Source organism: Brevundimonas naejangsanensis, assembly GCF_003627995.1.
Taxonomy (GTDB): Bacteria; Pseudomonadota; Alphaproteobacteria; order Caulobacterales; family Caulobacteraceae; genus Brevundimonas; species Brevundimonas naejangsanensis_B.
On sequence record NZ_CP032707.1, the window covers coordinates 876,893 to 899,984 of the forward strand.

Here is a 23,092-nt window from a genome sequence, read left to right on the forward strand (position 1 = left end):
TCACTCGATCACATAGCCGACGGGGCCCCGCCATCCGGCGCCCGGCTGGGCGGTCGGGGCGGGCGATCCATAGACCTGGTTCAGCTGGCCGAAGAAGATGGTCTCGGCGTCCTGGGCGATGCGCAGCCCGTCGGCGGGCGTCTGCATCCGGCCCGGCGAGGTCGGGGTGACGATGTAGGGCTCGACGATGACCACCAGCTCGGTCTCGCCCATCAGATAGTCGCGCGAGCGGAACAGCTGGCCCAGCACCGGCAGATTGGTCATGCCGGGCAGGGAGTCGATCGCCTGGCGCGTCGATTCCTGCAACAGGCCGGCGATCATCATCGATCCGCCCGAGGGCAGTTCGATGGTGTTCTCGCTGCGCCGCACCGTCAGGCCGGGCAGGGAGATGGAGGCCGGGGTGCCCGCGCCGATGGTCAGGCCGCCCTGGGGCGTCAGCTCGGACACCTCGACCTTGACCTGCAGGCTGATGCGGCCCTCGGACAGGACCACCGGCCGGAACGCCAGGGCCACGCCGTAGGGCTTGTATTCGACCGAGATCTGGCCGTCGCGGTCGCGCCCCGTGGGCACGGGGAACTCGCCCCCGGCCAGGAAGCTGGCGGCCTCGCCGTTGACCGACGTCAGGTTGGGTTCGGCCAGCATCCGCACCAGGCCGACGCGCTCGAAGGCCTTGAGCAGGGCCTCGCCCTTGTTCAGCCCGTCGGAGCCGGGACCGGTGCCGGGCTGGGCCGTGTCCCAGTTGGACGGGTCGCCGGGGCGGCCGTCGACGGTGACGGGGCACAGGGCGTCCTGCGGCCAGCCGGCGCCGCACGGGACCTGCATCTGGAAATTCTTGGTGGTGTCGCGGGCGACGCCGCCGCTGATCCCGCCCAGCAGGGCGCCGTTGACGCCCCAGGTGGCGGCGTTGCCCAGCAGCCATTGGGTGTCGCCGACCCGGCCGATCACCGCCTGGGTGTCGAAGCCCAGCTGCTTGATGGCGCTGCGCTGCACCTCGACCACGCGGACCTTCAGTGTCACCTGGTCCGAGCCGGCGACGGCGATCATGTTCATGACCTTCTCGGGGGCGCTGACGAAGGCGCGGGCCACCTGGGCGGCGCGGTCGGCCTCGGCCGGGCTGGCGGCCACGCCGGTCAGGATGATGCTGTCGTTGACTGCCTCGGCGCGCACGGTCGAGCCGGGAACGACCCGGCTCAGCGTGTCCTGCAGGGCGCTGACGCCCGCGTCGACGCGGACCCGAAGCGTCAGAATGGTGCGCCCGGCGGCGTCCAGGAAGACGGCGTCCGTCTCGCCGCCCGCCATGCCGACCATGGTGATCCGCCGCGGCGAATGCAGCACGGCCTCGGCCACGGTGGGGTTGGAGATGATGACGTCGCGCGCATCGGCCGGCAGGTCGACGGCGAAGGAGGTCCCGCGCGGAAGGTTGACCATCTGGGGCGCCGCGCCCGCGGCGACGGCCGTGCGGGTCTGAGCCCGCGCCGCGTCCAGCGATGCGGAGCCGCCCAGGGCGATCAGGGCGGCGCAGGCGGCGACGACGAAACGATTCATGCCTGAAATCCTCATGGAACCGCCACCGCCTCGGCCTGACCCTCGCGATAGACGCGCACCACGCCGCCTCCGCCCGCCGCGCCCGTCGCCCCGCCGCCGCGTCGGACGGCGCCGGGCACATGGCCCGACGGTCCGGCCGTGTCGGCGTAGGAGCGCAGCACCAGGGACAGCTCGCCCTCGGACTTGGCCAGGGCCAGGACCTCGGCGTCGCGGCCGGTCAGCTCCAGGGTCGCGGTGGCGCCGACCACGGCCTTCTCGTCCTGGGCCGCGCGGGTGCTCTGGTCGATGGCCAGGACCTTGACGTTGCGCATCACGGTGGCGGCGGCGAACTTCGTTCCGCCCTCGTCGCCCGAGGCGGACTTGATCTCGCGCGTCAGCAGGACGTCGACCCGGTCGCCCGGCAGGATGAAGCCGCCGGCGGCGGTCTCGACGGTCACGCGAATGGCCATGGCCCGCATGCCGGGCTCCAGATAGGCGGCCATGTAGCCGCTGTCCCCGGCGCGCACGATCTTGCGCGCCACCAGGGGCTCCCCGGCCAGGATGGGTTCGCGCACCACGGCGCCGACGTAGTCGGCCTTGGCGCCCGGCGCATTGAGGACCGCGACGGCCTTCATGGCCCGGTCCACGGCGCCCGCCTTGGCGTCCGTGGGCTGGGCGTCGGCAGACTTGCCGCCCTCAGCGGCGGCCTCGGCCTTGGGCGGGGTCGCGCCGTCGGTGATGAAGAGGGGGTTGAGCTCGTCGACCGGCCAGTCCTTCCAGCTCAGGTCCGCGTCGGCCAGGCGACGCCCGGGCTCTAGGTCGCGCGCGGCGACCAGAACCTTGGCCATGGGGCGCGTCTCGACGGCGGCGGCCGCAGTCGCGCCGGGCTGCCCCGACGGCGAGCCCATGGCGCGCACGACCAGGGCCAGGCCGATGGCGGCGAGGGCGGCGATGCAGATGACGGCGATCTTGGCGGGCTTCATCGACGATCTCCGGCAGAGACGACCGACGCCGATCCGGCTGCCCGTCCCCTGCCGTTAAGAATTATGGGGGAGCGAGGTTAACGCGTCCCTAAGCGGGACACGGCCTTCTGCAGCGACGTTTCAGCCCGCAACGAAGACCGCCATCAGCGGGCTGGACGGGTAGGCCAGCAAGGCCCCGACGGCGATGGCGACGCCGTAGGGAATGTCGCCCTTGGGTTGCATCAGCCGCATGACCCAGCCGGGGCCGGTCTGGGCGAGGAGCGGCAGACGGCTGCGCGCGGCCATCAGCAGCAGGCAGAAGCCGCCGCCCGCCAGGGCCGTATAGAGGAGGAAGGGCAGACCGCCCGAGACGCCCATCCACAGCACCGAGGCGGCCAGAAGCTTGGCGTCGCCGCCGCCGATCCAGTTCAGGGCGAACATCCCGGCGCCCACGGCCAAGGCGGCGACCGCCAGCCCGACCGAAGCCCCGACCATGGAGAGCGGCAGGCCCAGCGCCAGAGCCGCCGGAAAGAAGCCGAGGATAAGCAGACCCGAAATCCAGTTCGGAATCTTCATCGTCGTCAGATCATGAAGCGCCGCCACGATGGCCAGCACGGGCAGGACGGCGAGCGGGACGATCGAAAGTTCGGTCATGACGCCATTGCAGGACAGACGACTTAAGATCAGGTTTCCAGTCGGCTGCGCTCAAGCTTCCGCCCTGCGCCTCAATTGAAATCGGCCGGTGCGTCGCCGCACCGGCCGATCCTCAAGCGTTACACGCCTGACTATTACATGCCTTGTTCGATGGTCTCGAAGGTGCCCTTGAGCTTGTCGCCCAGAGCGCCGACAGCGACGATGATGACGACGGCGATCAGGGCGGCGATCAGGCCGTATTCGATGGCCGTGGCGCCGGATTCGTCTTTGGCGAAGCGCGTGATGAAGTTACGCATGATGTGTCTTCCTTCTGTTGTAAGCGAGCAACTGGTCCACCATTCAGGGCCACCGGCTTTGCCCGCTTGACCCCCGTTTGCATGGGGACGATGCGGCGAAGTCCATTAAGGGCGAGTAAAGCCCAAAACGGCGGGGCAAAAAATTGATGGTTACTTCTACGTTTACTACGATGAAGACTTCCGTGGACGCGGCTCGGTGGAATTTCAGGTTTTCTTGACCTTTCGGCCTCAGGTTCGGGTTCGGCGCTCGCGCGCGCCTGTTCTGAACGCCCACGGAGGCCTCGCATGCGCCAGACCGCTCTCTTCTCCGCCGGACTCGTCGCGGCCCTGGCGCTCGGGCTCGCCGCGCCCGCCCTGGCCCAGGAGCGCCCCCTGGACGTGCAGATCGACCAGGCGACGCGGGTGCAGCTGCGCGCCCCGGCGAGTTCGGTGATCGTCGCCAATCCGCGCATCGCCGACGTCACCGTGACGGACGCCCACACCCTGTTCATCACCGGCAAGAGCTATGGCGTCACCCAGGTCATCGCCGTCGACGCCCTGGGCCGCCCCCTGTTCCAGCGCCAGGTGGTGGTCGGCCCCGGTTCGACCGGATCGGTTCGCGTCTGGCGCGGCGGAGACGCGACCGAGGTCGCCTGCGGAACCCGCTGCGCCCCCGCCGCGCGTCCCGCCACGGCGCCCTGATCGCCATGCGCGGGGGCCTGGACCTGAAGCGCCGCCGCCGCGAGGGCTCCACCGCGGTGGAGTTCGCCATGGTGGCCCTGCCCTTCTTCCTGCTGCTGTTCGGCATCCTGGAGATCGGCCTGCTGCTGCTGGTCGACGCCCTGGCCGAGACCGCCGTTTCCGACGCCGGACGCCAGGTCCGCACCGGCCAGGCCCAGGAGCTGAAGCTCAAGCCCGAGGACATCAAGGCGCGGTTGTGCGCCAATATGAGCGTCTTCGCGGCCGACTGCCCCAACCGCGCCTTCATCGACATCCGCGTGGTCGACGACTTCTCCGACCCGGTGGCGCCCGATCCCCTGGCGTCCGGCCTGTTCGATCCGTCGGTGCTTCGCTATCAGCCCGGCGGGCCCGGCGACCGGGTGCTGGTCCGCGTCTGGTACGAACAGCCCATCATCACCCCCTTCATCGCCCAGGCCCTGTCGCGCACCACCGACCATCGGGTGATGCTGACCACCACCCTGGCCTTCCGCAACGAGCCCTATCAATGAGGCGCCCCGCCCTCTTCGGTCTCCTGGGCCGGCTGGCCGGCGACCGACGCGGCGTCTCGGCGGTCGAGTTCGCCCTGCTCGCGCCGGTGATGATCCTGATCTATTTCGGCCTGGTCGAGTTCTGCCAGGGCTATATGGCCGAGCGCCGGTCCGGCCACGCCGCCTCCGTGGTGGCCGACCTGGTGGCCCAGTCGGGCGGGACCTCGCGCCTGGACCTGGACCGCACCTTCGCGGTGGGCGACACCATCATGCGCCCCTTCTCGGCCGCGCCCCTGTCCATCCGGGTGTCCAGCGTCACCGTGGACGCGCGCGGCGTGGCCACCGTCCAGTGGAGCCGCGCCAACGACCGCAACCTGACCCGCCGCGCCCCGCTCTCTGTGGTGGCCGACCTGCCCCCGGGCCTGATCTCGACGGGCGAGACCCTGATCCTGGGCGAGACCGAATACGCCTATCGATCCATCTTCGCCCAGGCCCTTCCCAGGAGCGTCACCTTCCGGCGCAGCTATTACCTGCGCCCGCGCACCACCGACCGGATCGCCTGCGCAGACTGCCCCGCCTGACCCCGACGCCCTAGCCGACCAGCGCCTCCTTCAGCGCGCGGATCTTGGCCTCGGTCTCCAGCCGCTCGGCGCGCGGATCGCTGTCGGCGACGATCCCCGCCCCGGCCAGGGCGCGCCAGCGCCAGCCGGCCGCCTCCCGCTCGAACGCCGCCGTGCGGATCAGGACCGAGGCCGTCAGCCGCGCCTCGCCGCCCAGGTCCAGTCCGAACAGTGAGCCGCACCACGGCCCGCGCGGCGGCTCGTGCCCCGCGATCACCTTCATAGCCTGATGCTTGGGCGCGCCGGTAATCGAGCCGGGCGGAAAGGCGGCCTCCAGAACCTCGGCCGGGCCCACGCCCTCGGCCGCCTGGGCCGTGATCGTCGAGACCAGGTGATGCACCGTCGGATGGCTCTCCAGTTCGAACAGCCGTTCGACCCGGACCGAGCCCGGCCGCGCCGCCCGCGCCAGGTCGTTGCGCATCAGGTCGACGATCATCAGGTTCTCGGCCCGGTCCTTGGCGCTGGCGGCCAGTTCCGCCGCCAGGGCGGCGTCGCGCGCCGGGTCGGGGTCGCGCGGACGGGTGCCCTTGATCGGCCGGGTCTCGATGCGGCCGCTGTGGCCGCCGAAAGTCAGGAACAGTTCGGGCGAGTTGGACACCAGCGCCCGCATCCCCAGCCGCCAGAAGGCGCCGTAGGCCGCGCCCCGTCCCGCGGACAGCCGCAGGAAGACCTCGAAGGGGTCACGCCCCGGATCCAGCCGCCCGGCCCAGGCCCGGGCGATGTTGGCCTGGAACAGCTCCCCCGCCCCGATGCGGGCGACCACGTCGGCCACCGCCGCCTCATAGGCCGCGCCCGAGCCCTCCTCGTCCGCGCGGACCGAGGGCGGCGAGGGACTCCCGGCCGAGACCGCCTCGTCCAGCCAGGCCGCCGCCCGCTCGGCCTGGAAGCGCGCCGCCTCGGCGTCCGCTCCCCGCCCGATCGCTCGCACGCGCCGCGCGCGATGGTCGAACGCCAGCAGGGCCGGGTAGCGGGCCAGCATCAGGTCGGGCCAGCCGCCGCCCCGCTCGCCCGTCGCCGGCCGCGCTCCGGCGTCATAGCTCATCAGGCCGACGACCCCGCCGCCCGCATAGGCCGGATCGCGCAACAGGGCGAAGGGCGCCGCGTCATCCGCCCGGCCGACGAAGACCCGATCCGGCTCGCAGGCCACGAAGGACCAGCGCCCGCCGTGCGCCGTCGGATCGCCCGCCCCGGCCAGCAGGGCCAGGGCCCCCTCGCGCCGGTTCAGCCCGGCCGCCATCGCCAGGGGCTCGCGCCAGGGATGCGTCTCGACGTGGATGACCGGAAGGGCCGAAAGGCGGTCGCTCATGACCGCCTTTCATAGACTGTTCGGCGGCTGGCGCCAGCCGCGCCTAGCGGACGGCGACGAGGGCCGACATGGCGTCCAGATAGGCGAGGAAGGCGTCGCGGCCGCCCTCGGTCATGCTGGCCCGGGTCAGGGGCTTGCGGCCCTGGAAGGTCTTGGACACGGCGACGAAGCCCGCCTCCTCCAGCTTGCGCAGATGCACCGACAGATTGCCGTCCGTGGTCTGCAGTCGGGCCTTCAGCTCGTTGAAGTCGGCGCTGTCCACCCCCGACAGATAGGCCATGATCCCCAGCCGCACCCGGCCGTGGATGACCTCGTCGATGCGGCCGATGTCGAAGGTTTCGCCTTGCGAGGTCCCGGCCATGCTCAGATCACCTCGGCCGGTTCCTGGCGCACCAGGACCAGGCCGGGAACCAGGGCGAACAGGACCAGGCCCGCCGCATAGCCCAGCCACATCAAGGGGCTCCCGGTCAGGAAGGCGATCAGCGGAGCGGCGATCCAGCTGCCAACCGCCAGGCGCCACTGCCACCTCTGGCCGCTCATGGTCGCCGAGACCGCCCAGCCCGCGCCGTAGAGGGCGAAGATCAGCGACGGGAAGATCAGGAAGACGTCGCCCCGGCGCGTCGTCCAGGCGATGACGACCATCGACAGGAACAGGACGAAGGTCGCCAGCCCCACCCCCATCCAGCCGGCCCCGCCCGCCCGGTTGACCAGGGAATGGGCGCCGGGCTTGGTCTTGTCCTTCCGGATGCAGACCATCAAGGCGGCGAAGAAGACGGCCATCGCCACGCCCCACAGGACGACGAAGCCCCAGCCGCCGATCATCACCACCCCCGCGGCGGCCGCGTAGTGAACCAGGGCGGCCAAGCCGAACACCAGGCCGGCGGCGACCAGGATGCGCCCGCCCAGCAGCGGCGCGCGCCGCCCTTCCTGGGCCAGGGCCTTCATATAGGCGATGTCGTCGTGAACGGATTGAACCTGGTCGCGGGTCATGGCGTCTCTCCCTGCCTGTTGGGGAGAAGATGATCCAAGAACTTTATGTTGTAAAGTTCTTTCTCAAAGACGCCCGCGACGCCCCTCCCTCCCCGCGACGGGGAGGGAGGGGCGTCGCGTTTGCGCTCAAGCAGCGCGCGACCGCGCCCTCTTCTTACCGGAACGGCGGCTCGTCAAAGGCGCGCAGCTTGCGCGAGTGCAACCGCGTGCCCTCGGCGCGCAGCAGCTCCACGGCCTGGATGCCGATCTGCAGGTGCTCGGAGATCGAGCCCTCGTAGAAGCGGTTGGCCTGGCCCGGCAGCTTGATCTCGCCGTGCAGCGGCTTGTCCGACACGCACAGCAGCGTCCCGTAGGGCACGCGGAAGCGATAGCCCTGGGCGGCGATGGTGGCGCTTTCCATGTCGATGGCGACGGCGCGGCTCTGGTTGAAGCGCAGGGCCGATTTGGAATAGCGCAGCTCCCAGTTGCGGTCGTCGGTGGTGACGACGGTGCCGGTGCGCAGGCGCTTCTTGACCTCTTCGCCCGGCGCGCCCGAGACCAGCTTGGTCGCATCGTAAAGGGCGCGCTGCACCTCGGCGATGTTGGGGATCGGAATGTCGGCGGGCAGGACGGCGTCCAGCACGTGGTCGTCGCGCAGATAGGCGTGGGCCAGGACGTAGTCGCCGATGGTCTGGCTGCCGCGCAGGCCGCCGCAGTGGCCGATCATCATCCAGGCGTGCGGACGCATGACCGCCAGGTGGTCGCAGATGGTCTTGGCGTTGGACGGGCCGACGCCGATGTTGACCAGGGTGATGCCCTGCCCATCCGGCCGCGTCAGGTGATAGGCGGGCATCTGATGCTTGCGCCAGGCGGCGTCCATGATGGCCGCCTCGGGGTCGTCGGTGGCGCGCGTCACCGCCACGCCCCCGGCGCAGGACAGGCTCTCATAGGGGCTGTCGGGATCGGCGATCTGGGCCGTGGCCCAGCGCACGAACTCGTCGACGTAGCGGTTGTAGTTGGTGAAGAGGATGAAGCTCTGCACGTCCTCGACCGGGGTGCCGGTGTAGTGCCGCAGCCGCGCCAGGGAGAAGTCGGTGCGCAGGGCGTCGAACTGGGCCAGGGGATGTTCCTCGCCCGGCTCCCACAGGCCGTCGGAGACCTCGTCGCCGATGTGGGCCAGTTCTGTGGTCGGGAACCAGCGGGCGATGGCCGCCGTCATGGTGCGGTCCAGCACCACGTCCGAGCCGTCCAGCACATAGGGGAAGGGGATTTCCTGGTCCGACGGCTCGACCGCGAACTCGGCGCCGTATTCGGCGGCCAGCAGGGTCAGCTGGTCCAGCAGATAGGTGCGGAACAGGTCGGGCCGGGTGATGGTCGTGGAATAGACGCCGGGCCAGGACAGGCGGCCGTAGGCGCGGGTCTCGAGGTTCTGCGGACGCTCGCCGTGCCAGGTCACCGTCAGGCGGGGATAGGCGAACAGGCCCGCCGCCCGGGCCTCGGGTTCGGCGCGCTCGCCGGTCGCCAGGAAGACCTTCACGGCCTGGCGCAGGTTGGCGACGGATTGGTTGTAGAGGGTTTCGAGGCGGTCCAGCGCCGCCTGGGGGGTCATCTTGTCTGTCATGGCTTCCTCTAGCGGAAAACCGTCACCTTGGCGAGACGGGGGAAACACGCCGATACGACAGTTGACCGGACGCCCCGCCGCGCGCTTCCTCGTCCGGCTGGAGGATTCCCATGGTTCGACATCTGTTTCCGCTCGCCGTCGCGGCCGCCCTGCTGGCCGGGATCGCGCCCGCCTCGGCCGAGGTGAAGTCGGCCGCGCCGCACGGCTTCGAGGTCGGCGGGACGGTCGCCATCGCCGCCCCGCCCGCCCGCGTCTGGGCCGTGCTGACCGCGCCCGACGCCTGGTGGAGCCGCGACCACCGCTGGTTCAAGGGCTCGACCCTGTCGCTGGACCTGTCGCCCGGCGGCTGCTGGTGCGAGCGGGCGGCGGACGGCCGCGTCTCGCGCCACCTGGAGACGGCCCTGGTCGAGCCGGGCACGAAACTGGTGTTGCAGGGCGGCCTCGGCCCGCTGCAGGGCCAGGGGGCGGCGGGCGGCCTGTCCTTCACCCTGAAGCCCGAGGGCGAGGGCGCGACCCTGACCTGGACCTATGTGGTCGGCGGCTATGCGAGCGGCGGGCTCGAGGCCTGGGCCGCCCCGGTCGACGGCGTGCTGTCGGCCCAGCTGGCCAATCTGAAGACCCGGGCCGAGGCCGGGGACTGAGGCCCTACCCCAGCGCCCCGCGCAGGAAGGCGACCGCTCCGGCCATGTCCCCCGCCGCCCCGCGCCAGGTCGCCGCCGCGTCCTTGGCCCCGCCATAGGCCGAGGGATCGGTGAAGGTCGCGTCCGGCCGTTCGGGCGCGCCCAGGGCCGCCGCCGCGCGCACGGCGCCGGGCGCTCCGGCCGCCGCCAGATAGCGCCGGTCCAGCGCCAGCATCAGGGCCGCGCGCCCGCCCTCGCCCTGGCCCAGCACGCCGATGCGCCGCGCGTCGCCGCCGAGATCCTCGGCCCGCCGCCCCGCCCAGGCGACGGCCGCCGCCGTATCGGCGATGAAGGCGGGATAGGGGCTGCCCGGCGCCGCCCGCCGGTCGGCCAGGATCACGACGAAACCGCCCTCGGCCAGGTCGCGCGCCGCCCGCTCTTCCGCCGCATCGGGCGCGCCATGAGGCAGCAGGACCAGGATCGGGAGGCGGTGCGCCCGCGCCGGGCGATGGAGGCTGAGCGACTGACGCGGATCCGCTCCATAGGCCGCGCGCGCCGTGCGCCAGCCGGGCGGCCCCAGCGGCGCGGGCGTCACCCCCGGCCCCGCCAGCGGGGCGCAGGCGGCCGCCGCCGCGGTCGCCAGCAGCGGCGCCAGAAGCCCTCGTCGCGTCATGCTCGCCCCTTCGCCCCTTGCCCTCAGTTCAAGCTCCCTTCCCCCTCGATGGGGGAAGGGCCGGGGATGGGGGTGCGCGCGAGAGATCGTCAGGCTGAAACGCAGGAGACGCGACGGCGTCTCCGCAGGCCAAAGCCGAAGCCGCCAGCCCTCACCCCCACCCAACCCTCCCCCATCGAGGGGGAGGGTTCCGGCCTTTTACCTGGCCAGATGCTTGTCCAGCCAGCCGAACACCTCATTGTGCCATTGCAGGCTGTTGGCCGGCTTCAGCACCCAGTGGTTCTCATTGGGGAAGAAGACCAGGCGGCTGTCGATGCCGCGCCGCTGCAGGGCGGTGAAGGTCGACAGGCTCTGCGCGGTGGGGATGCGGAAGTCGAGGTCGCCCTGGATCACCAGCATGGGATCGCGCCAGTTCTGCACGTGGTTGGCCGGGTTGAACTTCTGATAGCCCTCCGGGTTTTCCCACGGCGTGCCGCCGTATTCCCACTCGGTGAACCACAGCTCCTCGGTCGAATAGCCCATGCCGAAGGTGTCGAAGACGCCGTCGTGGTTGACCAGGCATTTGAACTCGCCCGTCCAGTTGCCGGCGATCCAGTTGATCATGTAGCCGCCGTAGGAGGCGCCCAGGGCGCAGGCGTTGTCGCCGTCCAGGAAGTCATACTTCGACTGGGCGAAGGCCCAGCCCTTCTGCAGGTCTTCCAGCGGGCGGTCGCCCCAGTGCTGGCTGATGGAATCGGTGAAGTCCTGGCCGTAGCCGGTCGAGCCGTGGAAATCGATCATCACCACCGCATAGCCCGCGCCCGCATAGGTCTCGGGGTTCCAGCGATAGGACCAGGAGTTGCCGAACGAGCCCTGCGGCCCGCCGTGGATCAGGAAGGCGACCGGATACTTCTGACCCTCGACATAGTTCGCCGGCTTGATGACGTAGCCGTGCACCGTCTCGTCGTTCCAGCCGGAGAAGCTGAACTGCTCGAACTGGCCGAAGGCCTTGTTCGCCAGCTGCGGGTTCACATTGGTCAGGCGACGCGGCATCTCGCGGCCGCGCCAGGTCTTGAAGTAGAGGTCGGCGGGCGAGGTCAGGGTGTCCAGGGCATAGACGAAGCCCGCGGGCGTCTGGGCGAAGGCGCCGACGTGGCCTTCGCCGGTCAGCGGCATGACCACGCCGTTGCGCGCATCGATGGCGAACAGCCTGGTCTGGCCGACGTCGCCGGCGGTGACGTACAGGGTCTTGCCGTCCTTGGACCACTGCAGGCTGTCGGCCGAGCGATCCCAGTTGGCCGCGATCTGGCGCGTCTGGCCGGTGGCTGTGTCGCGCAGGAAGATCGAATACTTGTCCGCCTCGAAGCCCGGACGGGCCATGGCGCGGTAGGCCAGGGTCTGGCCGTCGGGCGAGAAGACCGGGCCGGTGTCCCAGGCCGGGTTGGCCTCGGTCAGATTGGTCAGTTGGCCCGGCGCGTCGACCGCCACCTGATAGAGGTCGAAGTTCGTGCTCCACGGCTCGCTGTTCCCGGCCTGGCGGGCCGAGAAGACCAGCGACCGGCCATCAGGGGCGAAGGTGAACTCGCTCTCATCGCCGAACGGCTTGGAGGGGGTGTCGCCGTCAAAGCCCTTCGTCACCCAGACGGGATCGCCGCCCGCCTTGCCGTCGGCGCCGATCGCCTGGACGAAGAGGTGGTTCTGGGTGTGGTCGTTCCACGCATCCCAATGGCGCACGAACATGCGGTCATAGACCTGGCCGGTCGACTTCTTCTCGCCCTCGACCTTGCCGCGCGCCACCGAGGCGTTCAGGTCGGCGGCGTCCGGATAGACGGCCAGCGACACGGCCACCGCGTCGCCCGCGGCGTTGACGCGATAGGCGTTGACGTCGGTCGGCAGGGCCGTGACCTGCGTCGCCGTCGCGCCCTTGTCGGCCGAGACCCAGACCTGGCTCGACCCCGAACGGCTCGACAGGAAATACAGCTTGCCGTCGGCGCCCCAGCGGGCGGTGTTGGCGCCGCCTTCGGAGATGGCCAGCTTCTGCGCCTCGCCCTCGCCCTTCAGGCTCAGGAGGTAGAGGGCGCTGGAGCGACGGTTGGCCGCCACGTCGGTCTGGGTCAGGGCATAGACCACCCACTCCCCGTCCGGCGACGCCTGGGGATCGCCCAGCCGGTTGGCCGAGATCATGTCCTGATAGGTGAAGGCCGGACGCGCCGTCTGACGCGCATCCGGGCGCGCGGCCTGCGTCGCCGCCGCCGGAGCGGCGGGCGCCTCGGCCAGGGCCGGCAAGGCCGTGGCGGTCAGCAGGGCGACGGCGCTGAGGCCGGACAGGAGATGGGGCAGGCGGCGCATTCAGGCGCTCCTCGTGGGATTTCGATCAGGCCGAAGGCCTAACATCGCCGCGCGCCGCCCGCAAAGTCTCCGTTGGACGTCGCCGTGCAGTTCCGCCGCCGCCGCCTCGCCAAGCCGCTTGCCCGATCCCGCCGCCTCGGCGACAAGCAGGCGATGACTTCGTCTCCCCACATCGTGGACACGCTGATCGCCGAGCGCGCGCCCCGGCTGACGGGATCGGTCGCCTGGCCCCTGGCCCGGCCCGCTCTCTACGGCCTGCTCGACTACGCCAAGGCGCGGCGCATGGCCGACGCCATCGGCCCCATGGCCGGACGCCAGGCGCTGGACCATGTCTCCGACCTGCTGGAGCTGGCGGTGCGGACCCAGGCGCTGGAGCGGCTGCCCGTCTCGGGCCGCTGCCTGGTCATCTGCAACCACCCGACCGGCATCGCCGACGGCCTGGCGGTCCACGACGCCCTGCGCACGGTGCGCGACGACCTGATCTACTTCGCCAACGCCGACGCCCTCCGGGTCTCGCCCCGCCTGTCGGAGACCGTCATTCCCGTCGAATGGGTCACGGCCAAACGCACGCGCGAGAAGACCCGCGCCACCCTTCAGGCCGCCAAGGAGGCGTTCGAGGCCGAACGCTGCGTCGTCATGTTCCCGGCCGGACGCCTCGCCCGCGTCGGCGCCGACGGCCGGCTGACCGATCCCGAATGGGCCGCCACCGCCGCCTCCCTGGCCCGCAAATACGAAGCGCCGGTCATTCCGATCCATGTCGCCGGTCCGACCAGCCGCCTGTTCCACCTGTTCGACAAGGTGTCCCAGGAGCTGCGCGACATCACCCTCTTCCACGAACTGCTGAACAAGAAGGGCCGCGCCTTCGACCTGACCGTCGGCCGCCCCATCCCGCCGCTGGCTCTGGACGTCGACGCCCAGGCCGCCACCCTGAAACTCAAGATCTTCATCGAGCGGACCCTGGCCGCCGATCCCGACGCGACCTTCGCATGACGACCTTTTCCCTCCCCGACGCCGAGGCCACCACCCGCCTCGGCGAAGCGATCGCTCCCCTGCTGGCGCCGGGCGAAGCCGTCCTGCTCTACGGCCCCTTGGGCATGGGCAAGTCGACGCTGGCGCGCGGCCTGATCCGCGCCCTGACGCGCCCGGACGAGGACGTGCCGTCGCCGACCTTCACCCTGGTCCAGTTCTACGAGAGCGACCCGCCCATCGCCCATTTCGACCTCTATCGCCTGACCCGCCCCGAGGAAGCCTTCGAGGTCGGCCTCGACGAGGCGCTGGACGAGGGCTGCGCCCTGATCGAATGGCCCGAACGCCTGGGCGAGAATCCCAGCCATATGCTCGGGCCCGACCGGCTGACGATCACCATCGCCGAAGACGGCGAGGGCCGCCTTGCGACCGTATCTGGCGCAGGCGCGTGGGAAGCGAAACTGAAGGAACTCCATGTCTGACCGCGAAGCCCTCCGTCTCGATTTCCTGCGCTCGGCCGGTCTGGCCGAAGCCGTCCGCGCGCCCCTGCCCGGCGACGCCTCGACGCGCCGTTACGAGCGGCTGACCACGGCCTCGGGCGCCACCCTGATGCTGATGGATCAGGCCCCCGCCGCCGAGAGCCGGCCCTGCGATCCCTCGTGGACGCCGGAACAGCGCCACGCCCACGGCTGGAACGCCGTCGCCCGCCTGTCGGCCGGCCGCATCGAGGCCTTCGCCGCCGTCGCCGCCCACCTGAAATCGCTAGGCCTGTCGGCGCCAGAGATCGTCGCCGTCGACGCCCCCAACGGCCTGGCCGTGATCGAGGATTTCGGCGACACCCTGTTCGCCCGCGTCATCGAGGCCGGCGCCGATCCCGCCCCCCTCTATCGCGCCGCCGTCGAGGCTTTGGCTATCCTGCACGCCGCCCCGACGCCCGAGGTCCTGAGCGGCCCGGCGGGCGACTGGCCCCTGCTGACCTACGACCAGACCGCCCTGCAGGGCGGCGTCGACCTGTTCGTCGATTGGCTGCCCAAGCTGATCCCCGCCCTCAGCTTCGATGACGACGCCATCGCCGAATGGCGCGCGGCCTGGGCCCCGATCACGGCGGCGGGCGAGGCGGGCGCCAGCGTCATGGCCCACCGCGACTATCACGCCGAGAACCTGATCCGGCTGGACGGCCGGACCGGCGCCGCCTCGGTCGGGATGATCGACTTCCAGGACGCGGTGAAAGCCCCTCCGTCGTGGGATCTGCACTCCCTGCTGCAGGACGCCCGCCGCGACGTGGCGCCCGAACTGGAAGCGCTCGCTCTCGACCACTACTTCGCCCTCCGCCCCGAGACCGACCGCGAGGCCTTCATGGCCGCCTACGCCGGTCTGGCCGCCCTGAACGAGGCGCGCATCCTGGGGATCTTCGCCCGCCTGATCGCCCGCGACGGTAAGCCCCGCTACGCCGCCTTCATGCCGCGCATGTGGGCGCACCTGAACGCCAATCTGAAGGCGCCGGGCCTCGAAGCCGTCGCCGCCTGGATGGACCGCCACGTGCCAGAGGATCTACGTCGATGACCGCCCCCACCACCGCCATGGTTCTCGCCGCCGGGCTCGGCACGCGGATGCGCCCCCTGACCAACGACGGGCCCAAGGCGCTGGTCGAGGTCGGCGGCAAGGCGCTGATCGACCATGTTCTCGACCGGCTGGCCGAGGCGGGCGTGACCGACGCCGTGGTCAACGTCCACTGGTTCGCTGACCGGCTGGAAAGCCATCTGGCCGCCCGCACGCGCCCTTCCATCACCATCTCCGACGAGCGCGCCGAACTGCTGGAGACCGGCGGCGGGCTTAAGAAGGCCCGGCCCCTGCTCGGCGACGATCCGGTCTTCGTGGCCAATATCGACAGCGTATGGATCGACCGGGGCGACGCGCTGGGCGACCTCATCCGCCTGTGGGACCCCGCGCGCATGGACGCCGCCCTGCTGCTGGCCCGACGTGAAGGCTCCATCGGCTTCGAGGGCGGCGGCGACTTCTTCTTGGCCAATGACGGCGCCCTGACCTTCCGGGGCGAGGCGGCCAGCGCGCCCTACGCCTATATGGGCGTCCACATCACCCGCCCCGATTACGCCGACCATGGCCCCGACGGCCCCTTCTCCCTCAGCCCCCTGTGGCGCGCCTCCGCCGCCGAGGGACGACTGTTCGGCTGCGTGCTGGACGGCGACTGGATGCACGTCGGCGACCCGCAGGCGCGCGATGAAGCCGAGGCCCGGCTGAAGGCGGAGACCTGACCATGACGGGGGGGCGCTTCGATCCATTCGCCGGAAGCGGGCCGCGCTGGCGCGCCGTGCCCGCCTGGCGGCCCTTCCTCGAAGACCTCGCCGCCGGGGTGCTGGACTGGCTGGGCGACGCCCCGCCCGAGGCCCTGACCGACGCCACCATCCTGCTGCCCAACCGCCGCGCCGCCCGCGCCTTCTCCTTCGCGCTCGGCAAGCTGGCGGGCGAGCGCCCCGTCCTGCTGCCTCAGGTGCGGCCGCTCGGCGATCTGGAAGAGGACGAGTCCCCCTTCGCCCCCGGCGAACTGGGCCTCGACCTGCCGCCCGCGATCGCCCCCCTGACGCGCCGCTTCGAGATGGCGCGGATGATCGCCGAAGACTTTCAGCCGGGGATGAAGCCCCTGCGCGCGCTCGAAATGGCCGATGCGCTCGGCGCCTTCCTCGATTCCTGCCAGCTGGAGGAAGTCTCCGACCTGTCGCGCGTCGCCACCCTGGCCGAACAGGACCTGGCCGAGCACTGGCGCGAGAGCGCGCGCTTCCTCGGCCTCGCTGTCGAGGCCTGGCCCAAGCGGCTGGAGGCGCTGGGCCTGGTCGATCCGGCCTGGCGCCGCGCGACCCTGCTGCGCCGTCTGGCTGAGGCGTGGGACGCCCGCCCGCCGCAAGCCCCCGTCATCGCCGCCGGGTCCACCGGCACCGTGCCCGCCGCCGCCGATGTGCTGAAGGCCGTGGCGAAAGCGCCGCAGGGCGTGGTCGTCCTGCCCGGCCTCGACCTCGATCTGGCCGCCGACGCCTGGGACCGCATCGACGACCAGCATCCGCAGGCCGCGCTGAAGGCCCTGCTGACCCGCGCCGAGATCGCGCGCGAGGCCGTCCAGCCGTGGTTCCAACCGGCGCTCGAGCCTTCCGTCGAAGCGCGCGGCCTAGCCCGCCAACGCCTGGTCAACGAAGCCCTGCGCCCCGCAGACGCCACCGACGACTGGCGGGCCGAGATCAAGCGCCTGCGCGCCCGCTCGGCCGAAGCCGGCCGCGCCGCCGACCCCATCGCCGAGGGCCTGTCGGGCCTGACCGTCCTGTCCGCCCGCGCCGAGGAGGAGGCGGCGACCGCCGTCGCCCTGATGATGCGCGAGAGCCTGGAACAGCGCGGCCCCGACGGCCGCCCGATCACCTGCGCCCTGGTGACGCCGGACCTGCAGCTGTCGCGCCGGGTCGAGGCGCGGCTGGCGCGCTGGGGCATCGTCCCGGACTCCTCCACCGGCCAGCCGCTGTCGCGGATGACGGCGGGCGTGCTGGTCGACCTCGGCGCCCGCTTCCTGGCCGAGCCGCTGAAGCCGCAGACCCTGCTGGCCCTGCTGAAACACCCGCTGGTCCGCCTCGATCTGGGCGAGACGACGCTCACCGACGCCGCCGAGGCGCTGGAGGAGCACGCCCTGCGCGGCCCGCGCCCTCGCCGCTGGTCCCAACTTCACGAACGCCTGCTGAAGGCGGCCCAGCCCCGGCGCGGCGGCCTGCCGTTGGCCGACTGGAAGCTGGCCCGGTTGAAGGGCGCGCAGGCCCTCGCCGACCGGCTGGAGGCTCTGGCGACCGCCCGCCCCTGTCCGCCGGACGAGGCGGCCCGCACCCTGGCCGCCCTGATCGAAACCCTGGCGGGTCAGAACGCCTGGGCCGGGCCGGACGGCGAGGCGGCGGCCTCTCTGCTGTCGGCCCTGATCGAGGGCGGCGGTCCGCTGGGCCAGACCTCGCCCGCCGAGTTCGCCGACCTGATCGCCGCCTTGTTGGTCGAGACCACGGTGCGCACCGGCGGCGCCACCCATCCGTCGCTTCGCATCCTGGGCGCCATCGAGGCGCGGCTGGCGCGGGCCGACCGCATGATCCTGGCCGGGCTGGAGGAGGGCGTCTGGCCCAACGCCGCCCCGGTCGATCCCTTCCTGTCGCGGCCGATGCGCGCCGCCCTGCCCCTGCCCGCGCCCGAGCGGCGTCTGGGCCAGACGGCGCAGGACTTCGTCCAGGCCGCCTGCGCCGACGAGGCGATCCTGGTCCACTGCGAACGGCGCGGCGGCCAGCCCGCCGTGCGATCGCGCTGGCTGTGGCGGCTGGAGATGCTGACGCGCGGCGCCAACGCCTCGGACACCCCCGTCAAGCTCAGCGCCCCCGCGGGCGTCGCCAACTGGACCCGCGCCCTCGACGCCCCGCTGCCCGGCCCGGCCCGTCTGGCCCCGCGCCCCGCGCCCACGCCCCCGGTCGAGCGCCGCCCGCGCAGCCTCTATGTCACCGGCGTCGAGCGCTGGGTCCGCGACCCCTACGCCCTCTACGCCCGTCGCATCCTCAACCTCGAACCGATGGAGCGCCCCGGCGCCTCGGCCGAGGCCCTGGCGCGCGGCAACGCCGTGCACAAGGCCATCGAGCGCCTGACGGAGGACTGGCCTGACTGGCTGCCCGACGATCTCGACGCGGTGATCGAGCGCCTGCTGCTTGAGGAGCTGGGCGCCCACGGCTTCGAGGACGCCGCCATGGCCCGCGAGGCGCCGCTGGCGAAAAACGCCGCCCGCTGGCTGGCCGGGTTCGAGACCGAGCGCCGCGCGCGCGGCGTGGCCCTGTTGATCGAGCAGCAGGGCGCCCTGACCTTTGACGCGCCGGGCGGCCCCTTCACGCTCAAGGCCTACGCCGACCGCATCGAGGTCGGCGCCCTGTCGGCCGCCGTCATGGACTTCAAGACCGGCCAGGTCCCCACCGCCAAGCAGATCAAGGCGGGCTTCGCCCCCCAGCTGACCCTGACCGGCGCCATCCTGGCCGCCGGCGGCTTCGAAAAGACCAACGGCCCCGTGCCGCCGGAGGAGCTGACCTACGTCCGCGTCGTCGGCCGCAAGAAGGCGGGCGAAGTCGCCGTGCGCGCCGCCGGGCCGGAGGCGCAGATCCTGTCCGACGCCGCGCTGCAAGGCCTGATGGCCCGCGTCGCCGAGTTCGACCGGCCGGAGACGCCCTACCTCTCCTGGGCGGCGCCGCATCTGATGGGCAGCTACAGCCCCTACAACCTGCTGGCCCGCGTCTGGGAATGGCACGTCATCGGCGGCGCCGAGGAAGGAGAGGCGGAATGAACCTCCACGTCCGGCCCGAAGACGCCCTCAATCCCCAGACCCGCGCCGCCGACCCGGCCCGCTCGGTCTTCGTCACCGCCAACGCCGGATCGGGCAAGACCACCACCCTGGTCAGCCGGGTGGCGCGCCTGCTGCTGGGCGGCGCCGCGCCCTCGGCCATCCTGTGCGTGACCTACACCAAGGCCGCCGCCGCCGAGATGCAGGCCCGCCTGTTCGAGACGCTCGGCAAATGGGCCGTCATGGACGACGGCGAACTGTCGGCCGAACTGGCGAGACTGGACGACAGCGACGCCGCCGCCCTCAACCCCGCCCGCCTGTCCGAGGCGCGGCGCCTGTTCGCCCGCGCCCTCGAGACGCCCGGCGGGCTGAAGATCCAGACCATCCACGCCTTCTGCGAAAAGCTGCTGCGCCGCTTCCCCATCGAGGCAGGGGTGTCGCCGCGCTTCACCGTGCTGGAGAACGAGGCGGCGATCGCCCTGTCCCACGCCGCGCGCGAAGACCTGGCCCGCGCCGCCCTCAATGACGCCGAGGGGCCGGTCGGCCAGGCCTACAGCCACTTCGCGGTCGAGCTGGACTGGGGCCGCTTCCAGGATCTGCTGGCCTTGATCGAGAGCCGGCGCGCCGAGCTGACCGACTATGTCGCCCGCGTCGCCGACGGCCGCGCGCCTGGCCCCCATGTCCTGACCGGGGCCGATCCGCAAAAGACGCCCGAGGACATCGAGGCCGACTTCCTGCGCTGGCTCAATCCTGCCGACTGGGCCGCTTGCGCCGACGGCCTGGCGACCAGCGGCAAGAACGACCAGAAGATGGCTCAGCGCATGCGCGACGCCATGCCGCCCGACACGACCCTGGCGGCGATGAAGGACATCTTCTTCGACTCCAAGGGCGTCGCCCGCGAGAAGTTCGGGGCCAAGGCCGCGCCGGCTTCGTCCACGACCTATCTGGCGAATGTGCAGTTGAAATACCTGGCGGCGCTCGACCGCCAACGCGCAGCCAAGGTCGCCGACGACACTATCAAGCTGCTGACCCTCGCCAACGCCCACGCCGCCCTCTACGAGGCGGCCAAGACGGCGCACGGCGCGCTCGACTTCTCGGATCTGGTGGCGCGGACGGTCGAGTTGCTAACGGTCCGCTCGACCGCCGCCTGGGTGCTGTACAAGCTGGACGGCGGCGTCGACCACGTCCTGATCGACGAGGCCCAGGACACCGCCCCCGAACAGTGGGCCATCATGCGCGCCCTGACCGGCGAGTTCTTCACCGTCGAGGGCACCGACCGCACCGTCTTCGCCGTCGGCGACGAGAAGCAGTCGATCTACTCCTTCCAGGGCGCCCGGCCCGAGCGGCTGCGGCAGGAATCCCAGGTCTACAGCAGCCTGATCACCGGAGCGGGCGGGGCCTTCGAAGGCGTCGAACTGGCCAAGTCGTATCGTTCAACCGAAGCCGTCCTCAATTTCGTCGATGCGGTGTTCGACACTCCTGAACGGACCTGTGCGCTGGTCGGCGAAGACGTCGCGGGCTTCCCGCCCCATATCGCCTCCCGCACCGGCCAACCCGGCGCCGTCGAGCTGTGGCCCCTGTTCGTGGACGAGGCCCCGCCGGAGCGCGACGCCTGGACCGATCCCGTCGATCAGGAAGGAACCGCCAGCGCTCGCAAGCGCATGGCCCAGACCCTGGCGAACGAGATCATCCGCCAGGTCGTGACCGGCGCCGTCGTCTTCGACAAGGGCGGCGCCGCGCGCCCCTGCAGCTACGGCGACTTCCTGATCCTGGTCCGCCGCCGCGACGCGACGTTTGAAGAGATCATCCGCGCCCTGAAGGCGGCGGGCGCGCCGGTGGCGGGCGCCGACCGGCTGAAGCTGTCGCAGCACATCGTCTTCGACGACCTGAAGGCGCTGGCCCGTTTCGCCCTCTTCCCCGGCGACGACCTGACCCTGGCCGAGGTGCTGCGCGGCCCCTTCTGCGACGTGGACGAGGACAGCCTGTTCGACCTGGCTGGGCTCAAAGACCGCAAGGGCCTGTGGCGCGAACTAAAGCGCCGGGCGGACGAGCGGCCCGAGTGGGGCCGGGCGCTGGACCTGCTGCGCGCGGCGCGCGGCGCCCGCGACCTCGATCCCTTCGGCTTCTTCTCCAGACTGCTGAACCGGGTGGACGCGACAGGCCAGTCCGGCCGCGCCCGCATCCTGACCCGTCTGGGCCGCGAGGCCGAGGAAGCCATCGACGAGACCCTCAATCAGGTGCTGGCCGCCGAGGGGCGCGGCGGGACCGACCTGGAGACCTGTCTCGCCCTGCTCGAAGCCGCCGATGTCGAGGTGAAGCGCGAACTGGAGGGTCCGCGCGGAGAGGTCCGCGTCATGACCGTCCACGGCGCCAAGGGGCTGGAGGCGCCGGTCGTCATCCTGCCCGACACCACGATGAAGGCGAAGGCGCAGGGGCCGTCCCTGATGCCCGTGCCGCTGGAGGACGGCGCCGAGGCCTGGCTGATGTGCCCCGGCTCGTCCAAGGAGGACTGCCCCGCCTCAGCCGACGCCCGCGCGGCGCGCGAGGCGCGGGTCGGCGATGAATCCCTGCGCCTGCTCTACGTCGCCCTGACCCGCGCGCGCGACCGGGTGATCGTCATGGGACGCGGCTCGAAACGCGCGCCCGAGGCCGGGGACTGGTGGTCGGTGATCGAAGAGACCTTCGACCGGCTGGGCGATCAGGTGCGCGAGCTGGACGGCGGCGTCCGCCGCTACGGCGCCGATCCAGGCAGCCTGCCCGCCGCCGTCGCCGCCGCCGAGATGCGCGCGGAGGCCCCCGCCTGGACGCGGACCAACCCGCCGCGCGACGCCGCCGCCCGCTTCGCCTCACCGTCGCAGATGCAGGAGCAGAAGCGCATCCCCGCCCCGTCCCCGCTGGCGCGCGGCGAAGGCCCCGGCGCGGGCCTCGGCCGGTTCCGGCGCGGCGACCTGATCCACCGCCTGCTGGAGCGCCTGCCCGACCTGCCGTCTCTCGACCGCCCCGACGCCGCGCACCGGATGCTGGCGCGCGAACGCGACCTGAGCGAGGACCAGCGCGTCGAGATGATCGCCGCCGCCTTCGGCGTGCTGGACGACGCCCGCTTCGCCCCCGTCTTCGGCCCCGGCAGCCGCGCCGAGGTCGCCCTGACCGGGACCGCGCCCGACCTGCCTTCTGGCGTGTCGATCTCGGGCCGCATCGATCGGCTGGTGGTCACGCCACAACGCGTACTAGTGGTGGACTTCAAGTCCAACCGCCCGGCCCCGGACCGGGTCGAGGACGCCGATCCCGCCTATGTGCTGCAGATGGCCATCTACGCCGCCGTTCTGCGCCGCCTCTATCCCGACCGCGCGGTCGAGGCGGCCCTGGTCTGGACCGACGGGCCCAAGCTGATGGCGGTTCCGCAGGGGCTGATGGACGCCGCTCTCGAAAATGCGCGTTGATTTGTCGGGGATTCGCACCCACATCTGCGACTGAACGCCGGGGTCCCGGCGCGCAATCCATTCCGCGCTCATGCAGCAAGCCGCCGCGCGGCGAGCGATAGCGCACCAACAAGGCGCTCAAGCAGCGAGGCCCCGCGGGCCGAGCGTTAGCGCCCTTAAGGAGAGCCATTCATGGCGACCGTGAAAGTCACCGACGACAGCTTCGACGCCGACGTCCTGAAAGCCTCGACCCCCGTCCTGGTGGACTTCTGGGCCGAGTGGTGCGGCCCCTGCAAGCAGATCGGCCCGGCGCTGGAGCAGATTTCGGACGAGCTGGCCGGCAAGGTGACCATCGCCAAGGTCAACATCGACGACAGCCCCATGGTCCCGTCCAAGATGGGCGTGAAGGGCATCCCGACCCTGATGCTGTTCAAGGACGGCCAGATGACCTCGATGAAGGTCGGCGCCATGCCCAAGGGCAAGATCGTCGAATGGCTGGCCGAAGCCGGCGTGAAGGCGGACTGACACACGCACGACTTTTCCCTCCCCGTCCCGGGGAGGGTGGCTGAGCCCTCCGACTTGATCGGGGGGCGAGGCCGG

Annotated in this window: 21 protein-coding genes; 11 read left to right on the forward strand and 10 right to left on the reverse strand. The window is 71.5% G+C overall.

The genetic code is table 11. The features are described 5' to 3' along the window. From D8I30_RS04165 to D8I30_RS04180, 4 genes are all read right to left on the reverse strand, one after another. Entirely contained in the window at positions 1-1,545 is a 1,545-nt protein-coding gene (locus D8I30_RS04165; protein ID WP_430805150.1) for a type II and III secretion system protein family protein, read from the reverse strand. A gap of 11 nt (positions 1,546-1,556) precedes the next feature. Then, positions 1,557-2,507 carry a Flp pilus assembly protein CpaB gene (gene cpaB / locus D8I30_RS04170; protein WP_121481620.1) on the reverse strand — a complete coding sequence of 317 codons (951 nt, stop codon included), beginning with the start codon at positions 2,505-2,507 and terminating at the stop codon, positions 1,557-1,559. Positions 2,508-2,627: 120 nt separating this feature from the next. Further along, positions 2,628-3,140 (reverse strand): A24 family peptidase, encoded by a 513-nt coding sequence (locus D8I30_RS04175; RefSeq protein ID WP_121481621.1) that lies wholly within the window; start codon positions 3,138-3,140, stop codon positions 2,628-2,630. Between the two features lie 134 nt (positions 3,141-3,274). Further along, a complete protein-coding gene (locus tag D8I30_RS04180) occupies positions 3,275-3,436 on the reverse strand; it encodes a Flp family type IVb pilin (protein WP_121481622.1) in 162 nt (53 codons plus the stop codon). 285 nt (positions 3,437-3,721) lie between these two features. On the opposite strand from D8I30_RS04180, the gene D8I30_RS04185 reads away from it, so the two are divergent. From D8I30_RS04185 to D8I30_RS04195, 3 genes are read left to right on the forward strand one after another with little or no spacing between them, the layout of a single operon-like run. Then, positions 3,722-4,117 carry a pilus assembly protein N-terminal domain-containing protein gene (locus D8I30_RS04185; RefSeq protein ID WP_121481623.1) on the forward strand — a complete coding sequence of 132 codons (396 nt, stop codon included), beginning with the start codon at positions 3,722-3,724 and terminating at the stop codon, positions 4,115-4,117. Between the two features lie 5 nt (positions 4,118-4,122). Beyond that, complete coding sequence (locus D8I30_RS04190) at positions 4,123-4,644, forward strand: TadE/TadG family type IV pilus assembly protein (protein ID WP_121481624.1); 522 nt, start codon at positions 4,123-4,125, stop codon at positions 4,642-4,644. Next, positions 4,641-5,204 (forward strand): TadE/TadG family type IV pilus assembly protein, encoded by a 564-nt coding sequence (locus D8I30_RS04195; protein WP_121481625.1) that lies wholly within the window; start codon positions 4,641-4,643, stop codon positions 5,202-5,204. The genes D8I30_RS04190 and D8I30_RS04195 overlap by 4 nt, the downstream gene beginning before the upstream one ends. 10 nt (positions 5,205-5,214) lie before the next feature. Here D8I30_RS04195 and D8I30_RS04200 read toward each other — a convergent pair whose 3' ends face one another. From D8I30_RS04200 to D8I30_RS04215, 4 genes are all read right to left on the reverse strand, one after another. Further along, positions 5,215-6,549, reverse strand: a complete 1,335-nt coding sequence (locus D8I30_RS04200; RefSeq protein WP_121481626.1) for an anthranilate synthase component I family protein — start codon at positions 6,547-6,549, stop codon at positions 5,215-5,217. Positions 6,550-6,592: 43 nt separating this feature from the next. After that, a complete protein-coding gene (locus tag D8I30_RS04205; protein WP_121481627.1) occupies positions 6,593-6,910 on the reverse strand; it encodes a winged helix-turn-helix domain-containing protein in 318 nt (105 codons plus the stop codon). Positions 6,911-6,912: 2 nt separating this feature from the next. Next, complete coding sequence (locus tag D8I30_RS04210) at positions 6,913-7,539, reverse strand: hypothetical protein (RefSeq protein WP_121481628.1); 627 nt, start codon at positions 7,537-7,539, stop codon at positions 6,913-6,915. Between the two features lie 154 nt (positions 7,540-7,693). Then, positions 7,694-9,139 carry an AMP nucleosidase gene (locus tag D8I30_RS04215; protein WP_121481629.1) on the reverse strand — a complete coding sequence of 482 codons (1,446 nt, stop codon included), beginning with the start codon at positions 9,137-9,139 and terminating at the stop codon, positions 7,694-7,696. A gap of 110 nt (positions 9,140-9,249) precedes the next feature. Here D8I30_RS04215 and D8I30_RS04220 point away from each other — a divergent pair, with 110 nt between their 5' ends. Continuing rightward, positions 9,250-9,780, forward strand: coding sequence for an SRPBCC family protein (locus D8I30_RS04220; RefSeq protein ID WP_121481630.1), 531 nt, complete (start codon positions 9,250-9,252; stop codon positions 9,778-9,780). Positions 9,781-9,784: 4 nt separating this feature from the next. Here the strand turns inward: D8I30_RS04220 and D8I30_RS04225 are convergent, their stop codons facing one another. After that, positions 9,785-10,432: an alpha/beta hydrolase fold domain-containing protein gene (locus D8I30_RS04225; RefSeq protein WP_121481631.1), complete on the reverse strand. Its 648-nt coding sequence runs from the start codon at positions 10,430-10,432 to the stop codon at positions 9,785-9,787. Between the two features lie 198 nt (positions 10,433-10,630). Beyond that, complete coding sequence (locus D8I30_RS04230) at positions 10,631-12,760, reverse strand: alpha/beta hydrolase family protein (RefSeq protein WP_121481632.1); 2,130 nt, start codon at positions 12,758-12,760, stop codon at positions 10,631-10,633. Between the two features lie 153 nt (positions 12,761-12,913). Here D8I30_RS04230 and D8I30_RS04235 point away from each other — a divergent pair, with 153 nt between their 5' ends. The 7 genes from D8I30_RS04235 to trxA all read left to right on the forward strand — a co-directional run bounded on the left by D8I30_RS04235 (position 12,914) and on the right by trxA (position 23,017). Next, positions 12,914-13,750 carry a 1-acyl-sn-glycerol-3-phosphate acyltransferase gene (locus D8I30_RS04235; RefSeq protein WP_121483383.1) on the forward strand — a complete coding sequence of 279 codons (837 nt, stop codon included), beginning with the start codon at positions 12,914-12,916 and terminating at the stop codon, positions 13,748-13,750. Further along, complete coding sequence (gene tsaE / locus D8I30_RS04240; protein ID WP_121481633.1) at positions 13,747-14,208, forward strand: tRNA (adenosine(37)-N6)-threonylcarbamoyltransferase complex ATPase subunit type 1 TsaE; 462 nt, start codon at positions 13,747-13,749, stop codon at positions 14,206-14,208. The genes D8I30_RS04235 and tsaE overlap by 4 nt, the downstream gene beginning before the upstream one ends. Beyond that, positions 14,201-15,289 carry an N-acetylmuramate/N-acetylglucosamine kinase AmgK gene (amgK, locus tag D8I30_RS04245; RefSeq protein ID WP_121481634.1) on the forward strand — a complete coding sequence of 363 codons (1,089 nt, stop codon included), beginning with the start codon at positions 14,201-14,203 and terminating at the stop codon, positions 15,287-15,289. Before tsaE ends, amgK begins: the two co-directional genes overlap by 8 nt. After that, positions 15,286-15,999: an N-acetylmuramate alpha-1-phosphate uridylyltransferase MurU gene (murU, locus tag D8I30_RS04250; RefSeq protein WP_162938802.1), complete on the forward strand. Its 714-nt coding sequence runs from the start codon at positions 15,286-15,288 to the stop codon at positions 15,997-15,999. Before amgK ends, murU begins: the two co-directional genes overlap by 4 nt. 2 nt (positions 16,000-16,001) lie before the next feature. Continuing rightward, on the forward strand, positions 16,002-19,076 hold the full coding sequence (addB, locus tag D8I30_RS04255) for a double-strand break repair protein AddB (protein WP_121481635.1): 3,075 nt from the start codon (positions 16,002-16,004) through the stop codon (positions 19,074-19,076). After that, positions 19,073-22,513 (forward strand): double-strand break repair helicase AddA, encoded by a 3,441-nt coding sequence (gene addA / locus D8I30_RS04260; RefSeq protein ID WP_121481636.1) that lies wholly within the window; start codon positions 19,073-19,075, stop codon positions 22,511-22,513. The genes addB and addA overlap by 4 nt, the downstream gene beginning before the upstream one ends. A gap of 171 nt (positions 22,514-22,684) precedes the next feature. Further along, a complete protein-coding gene (gene trxA / locus D8I30_RS04265; protein WP_121481637.1) occupies positions 22,685-23,017 on the forward strand; it encodes a thioredoxin in 333 nt (110 codons plus the stop codon). The last annotated feature ends 75 nt before the right edge of the window (positions 23,018-23,092 follow it).

Bases quoted from the DNA above. Each gene is read 5' to 3' on its own strand.
- D8I30_RS04165 (WP_430805150.1), bottom strand. From the start codon at position 1,545: ATGAATCGTTTCGTCGTCGCCGCCTGCGCCGCCCTGATCGCCCTGGGC.
- cpaB (WP_121481620.1), bottom strand. From the start codon at position 2,507: ATGAAGCCCGCCAAGATCGCCGTCATCTGCATCGCCGCCCTCGCCGCC.
- D8I30_RS04175 (WP_121481621.1), bottom strand. From the start codon at position 3,140: ATGACCGAACTTTCGATCGTCCCGCTCGCCGTCCTGCCCGTGCTGGCC.
- D8I30_RS04180 (WP_121481622.1), bottom strand. From the start codon at position 3,436: ATGCGTAACTTCATCACGCGCTTCGCCAAAGACGAATCCGGCGCCACG.
- D8I30_RS04185 (WP_121481623.1), top strand. From the start codon at position 3,722: ATGCGCCAGACCGCTCTCTTCTCCGCCGGACTCGTCGCGGCCCTGGCG.
- D8I30_RS04190 (WP_121481624.1), top strand. From the start codon at position 4,123: ATGCGCGGGGGCCTGGACCTGAAGCGCCGCCGCCGCGAGGGCTCCACC.
- D8I30_RS04195 (WP_121481625.1), top strand. From the start codon at position 4,641: ATGAGGCGCCCCGCCCTCTTCGGTCTCCTGGGCCGGCTGGCCGGCGAC.
- D8I30_RS04200 (WP_121481626.1), bottom strand. From the start codon at position 6,549: ATGAGCGACCGCCTTTCGGCCCTTCCGGTCATCCACGTCGAGACGCAT.
- D8I30_RS04205 (WP_121481627.1), bottom strand. From the start codon at position 6,910: ATGGCCGGGACCTCGCAAGGCGAAACCTTCGACATCGGCCGCATCGAC.
- D8I30_RS04210 (WP_121481628.1), bottom strand. From the start codon at position 7,539: ATGACCCGCGACCAGGTTCAATCCGTTCACGACGACATCGCCTATATG.
- D8I30_RS04215 (WP_121481629.1), bottom strand. From the start codon at position 9,139: ATGACAGACAAGATGACCCCCCAGGCGGCGCTGGACCGCCTCGAAACC.
- D8I30_RS04220 (WP_121481630.1), top strand. From the start codon at position 9,250: ATGGTTCGACATCTGTTTCCGCTCGCCGTCGCGGCCGCCCTGCTGGCC.
- D8I30_RS04225 (WP_121481631.1), bottom strand. From the start codon at position 10,432: ATGACGCGACGAGGGCTTCTGGCGCCGCTGCTGGCGACCGCGGCGGCG.
- D8I30_RS04230 (WP_121481632.1), bottom strand. From the start codon at position 12,760: ATGCGCCGCCTGCCCCATCTCCTGTCCGGCCTCAGCGCCGTCGCCCTG.
- D8I30_RS04235 (WP_121483383.1), top strand. From the start codon at position 12,914: ATGACTTCGTCTCCCCACATCGTGGACACGCTGATCGCCGAGCGCGCG.
- tsaE (WP_121481633.1), top strand. From the start codon at position 13,747: ATGACGACCTTTTCCCTCCCCGACGCCGAGGCCACCACCCGCCTCGGC.
- amgK (WP_121481634.1), top strand. From the start codon at position 14,201: ATGTCTGACCGCGAAGCCCTCCGTCTCGATTTCCTGCGCTCGGCCGGT.
- murU (WP_162938802.1), top strand. From the start codon at position 15,286: ATGACCGCCCCCACCACCGCCATGGTTCTCGCCGCCGGGCTCGGCACG.
- addB (WP_121481635.1), top strand. From the start codon at position 16,002: ATGACGGGGGGGCGCTTCGATCCATTCGCCGGAAGCGGGCCGCGCTGG.
- addA (WP_121481636.1), top strand. From the start codon at position 19,073: ATGAACCTCCACGTCCGGCCCGAAGACGCCCTCAATCCCCAGACCCGC.
- trxA (WP_121481637.1), top strand. From the start codon at position 22,685: ATGGCGACCGTGAAAGTCACCGACGACAGCTTCGACGCCGACGTCCTG.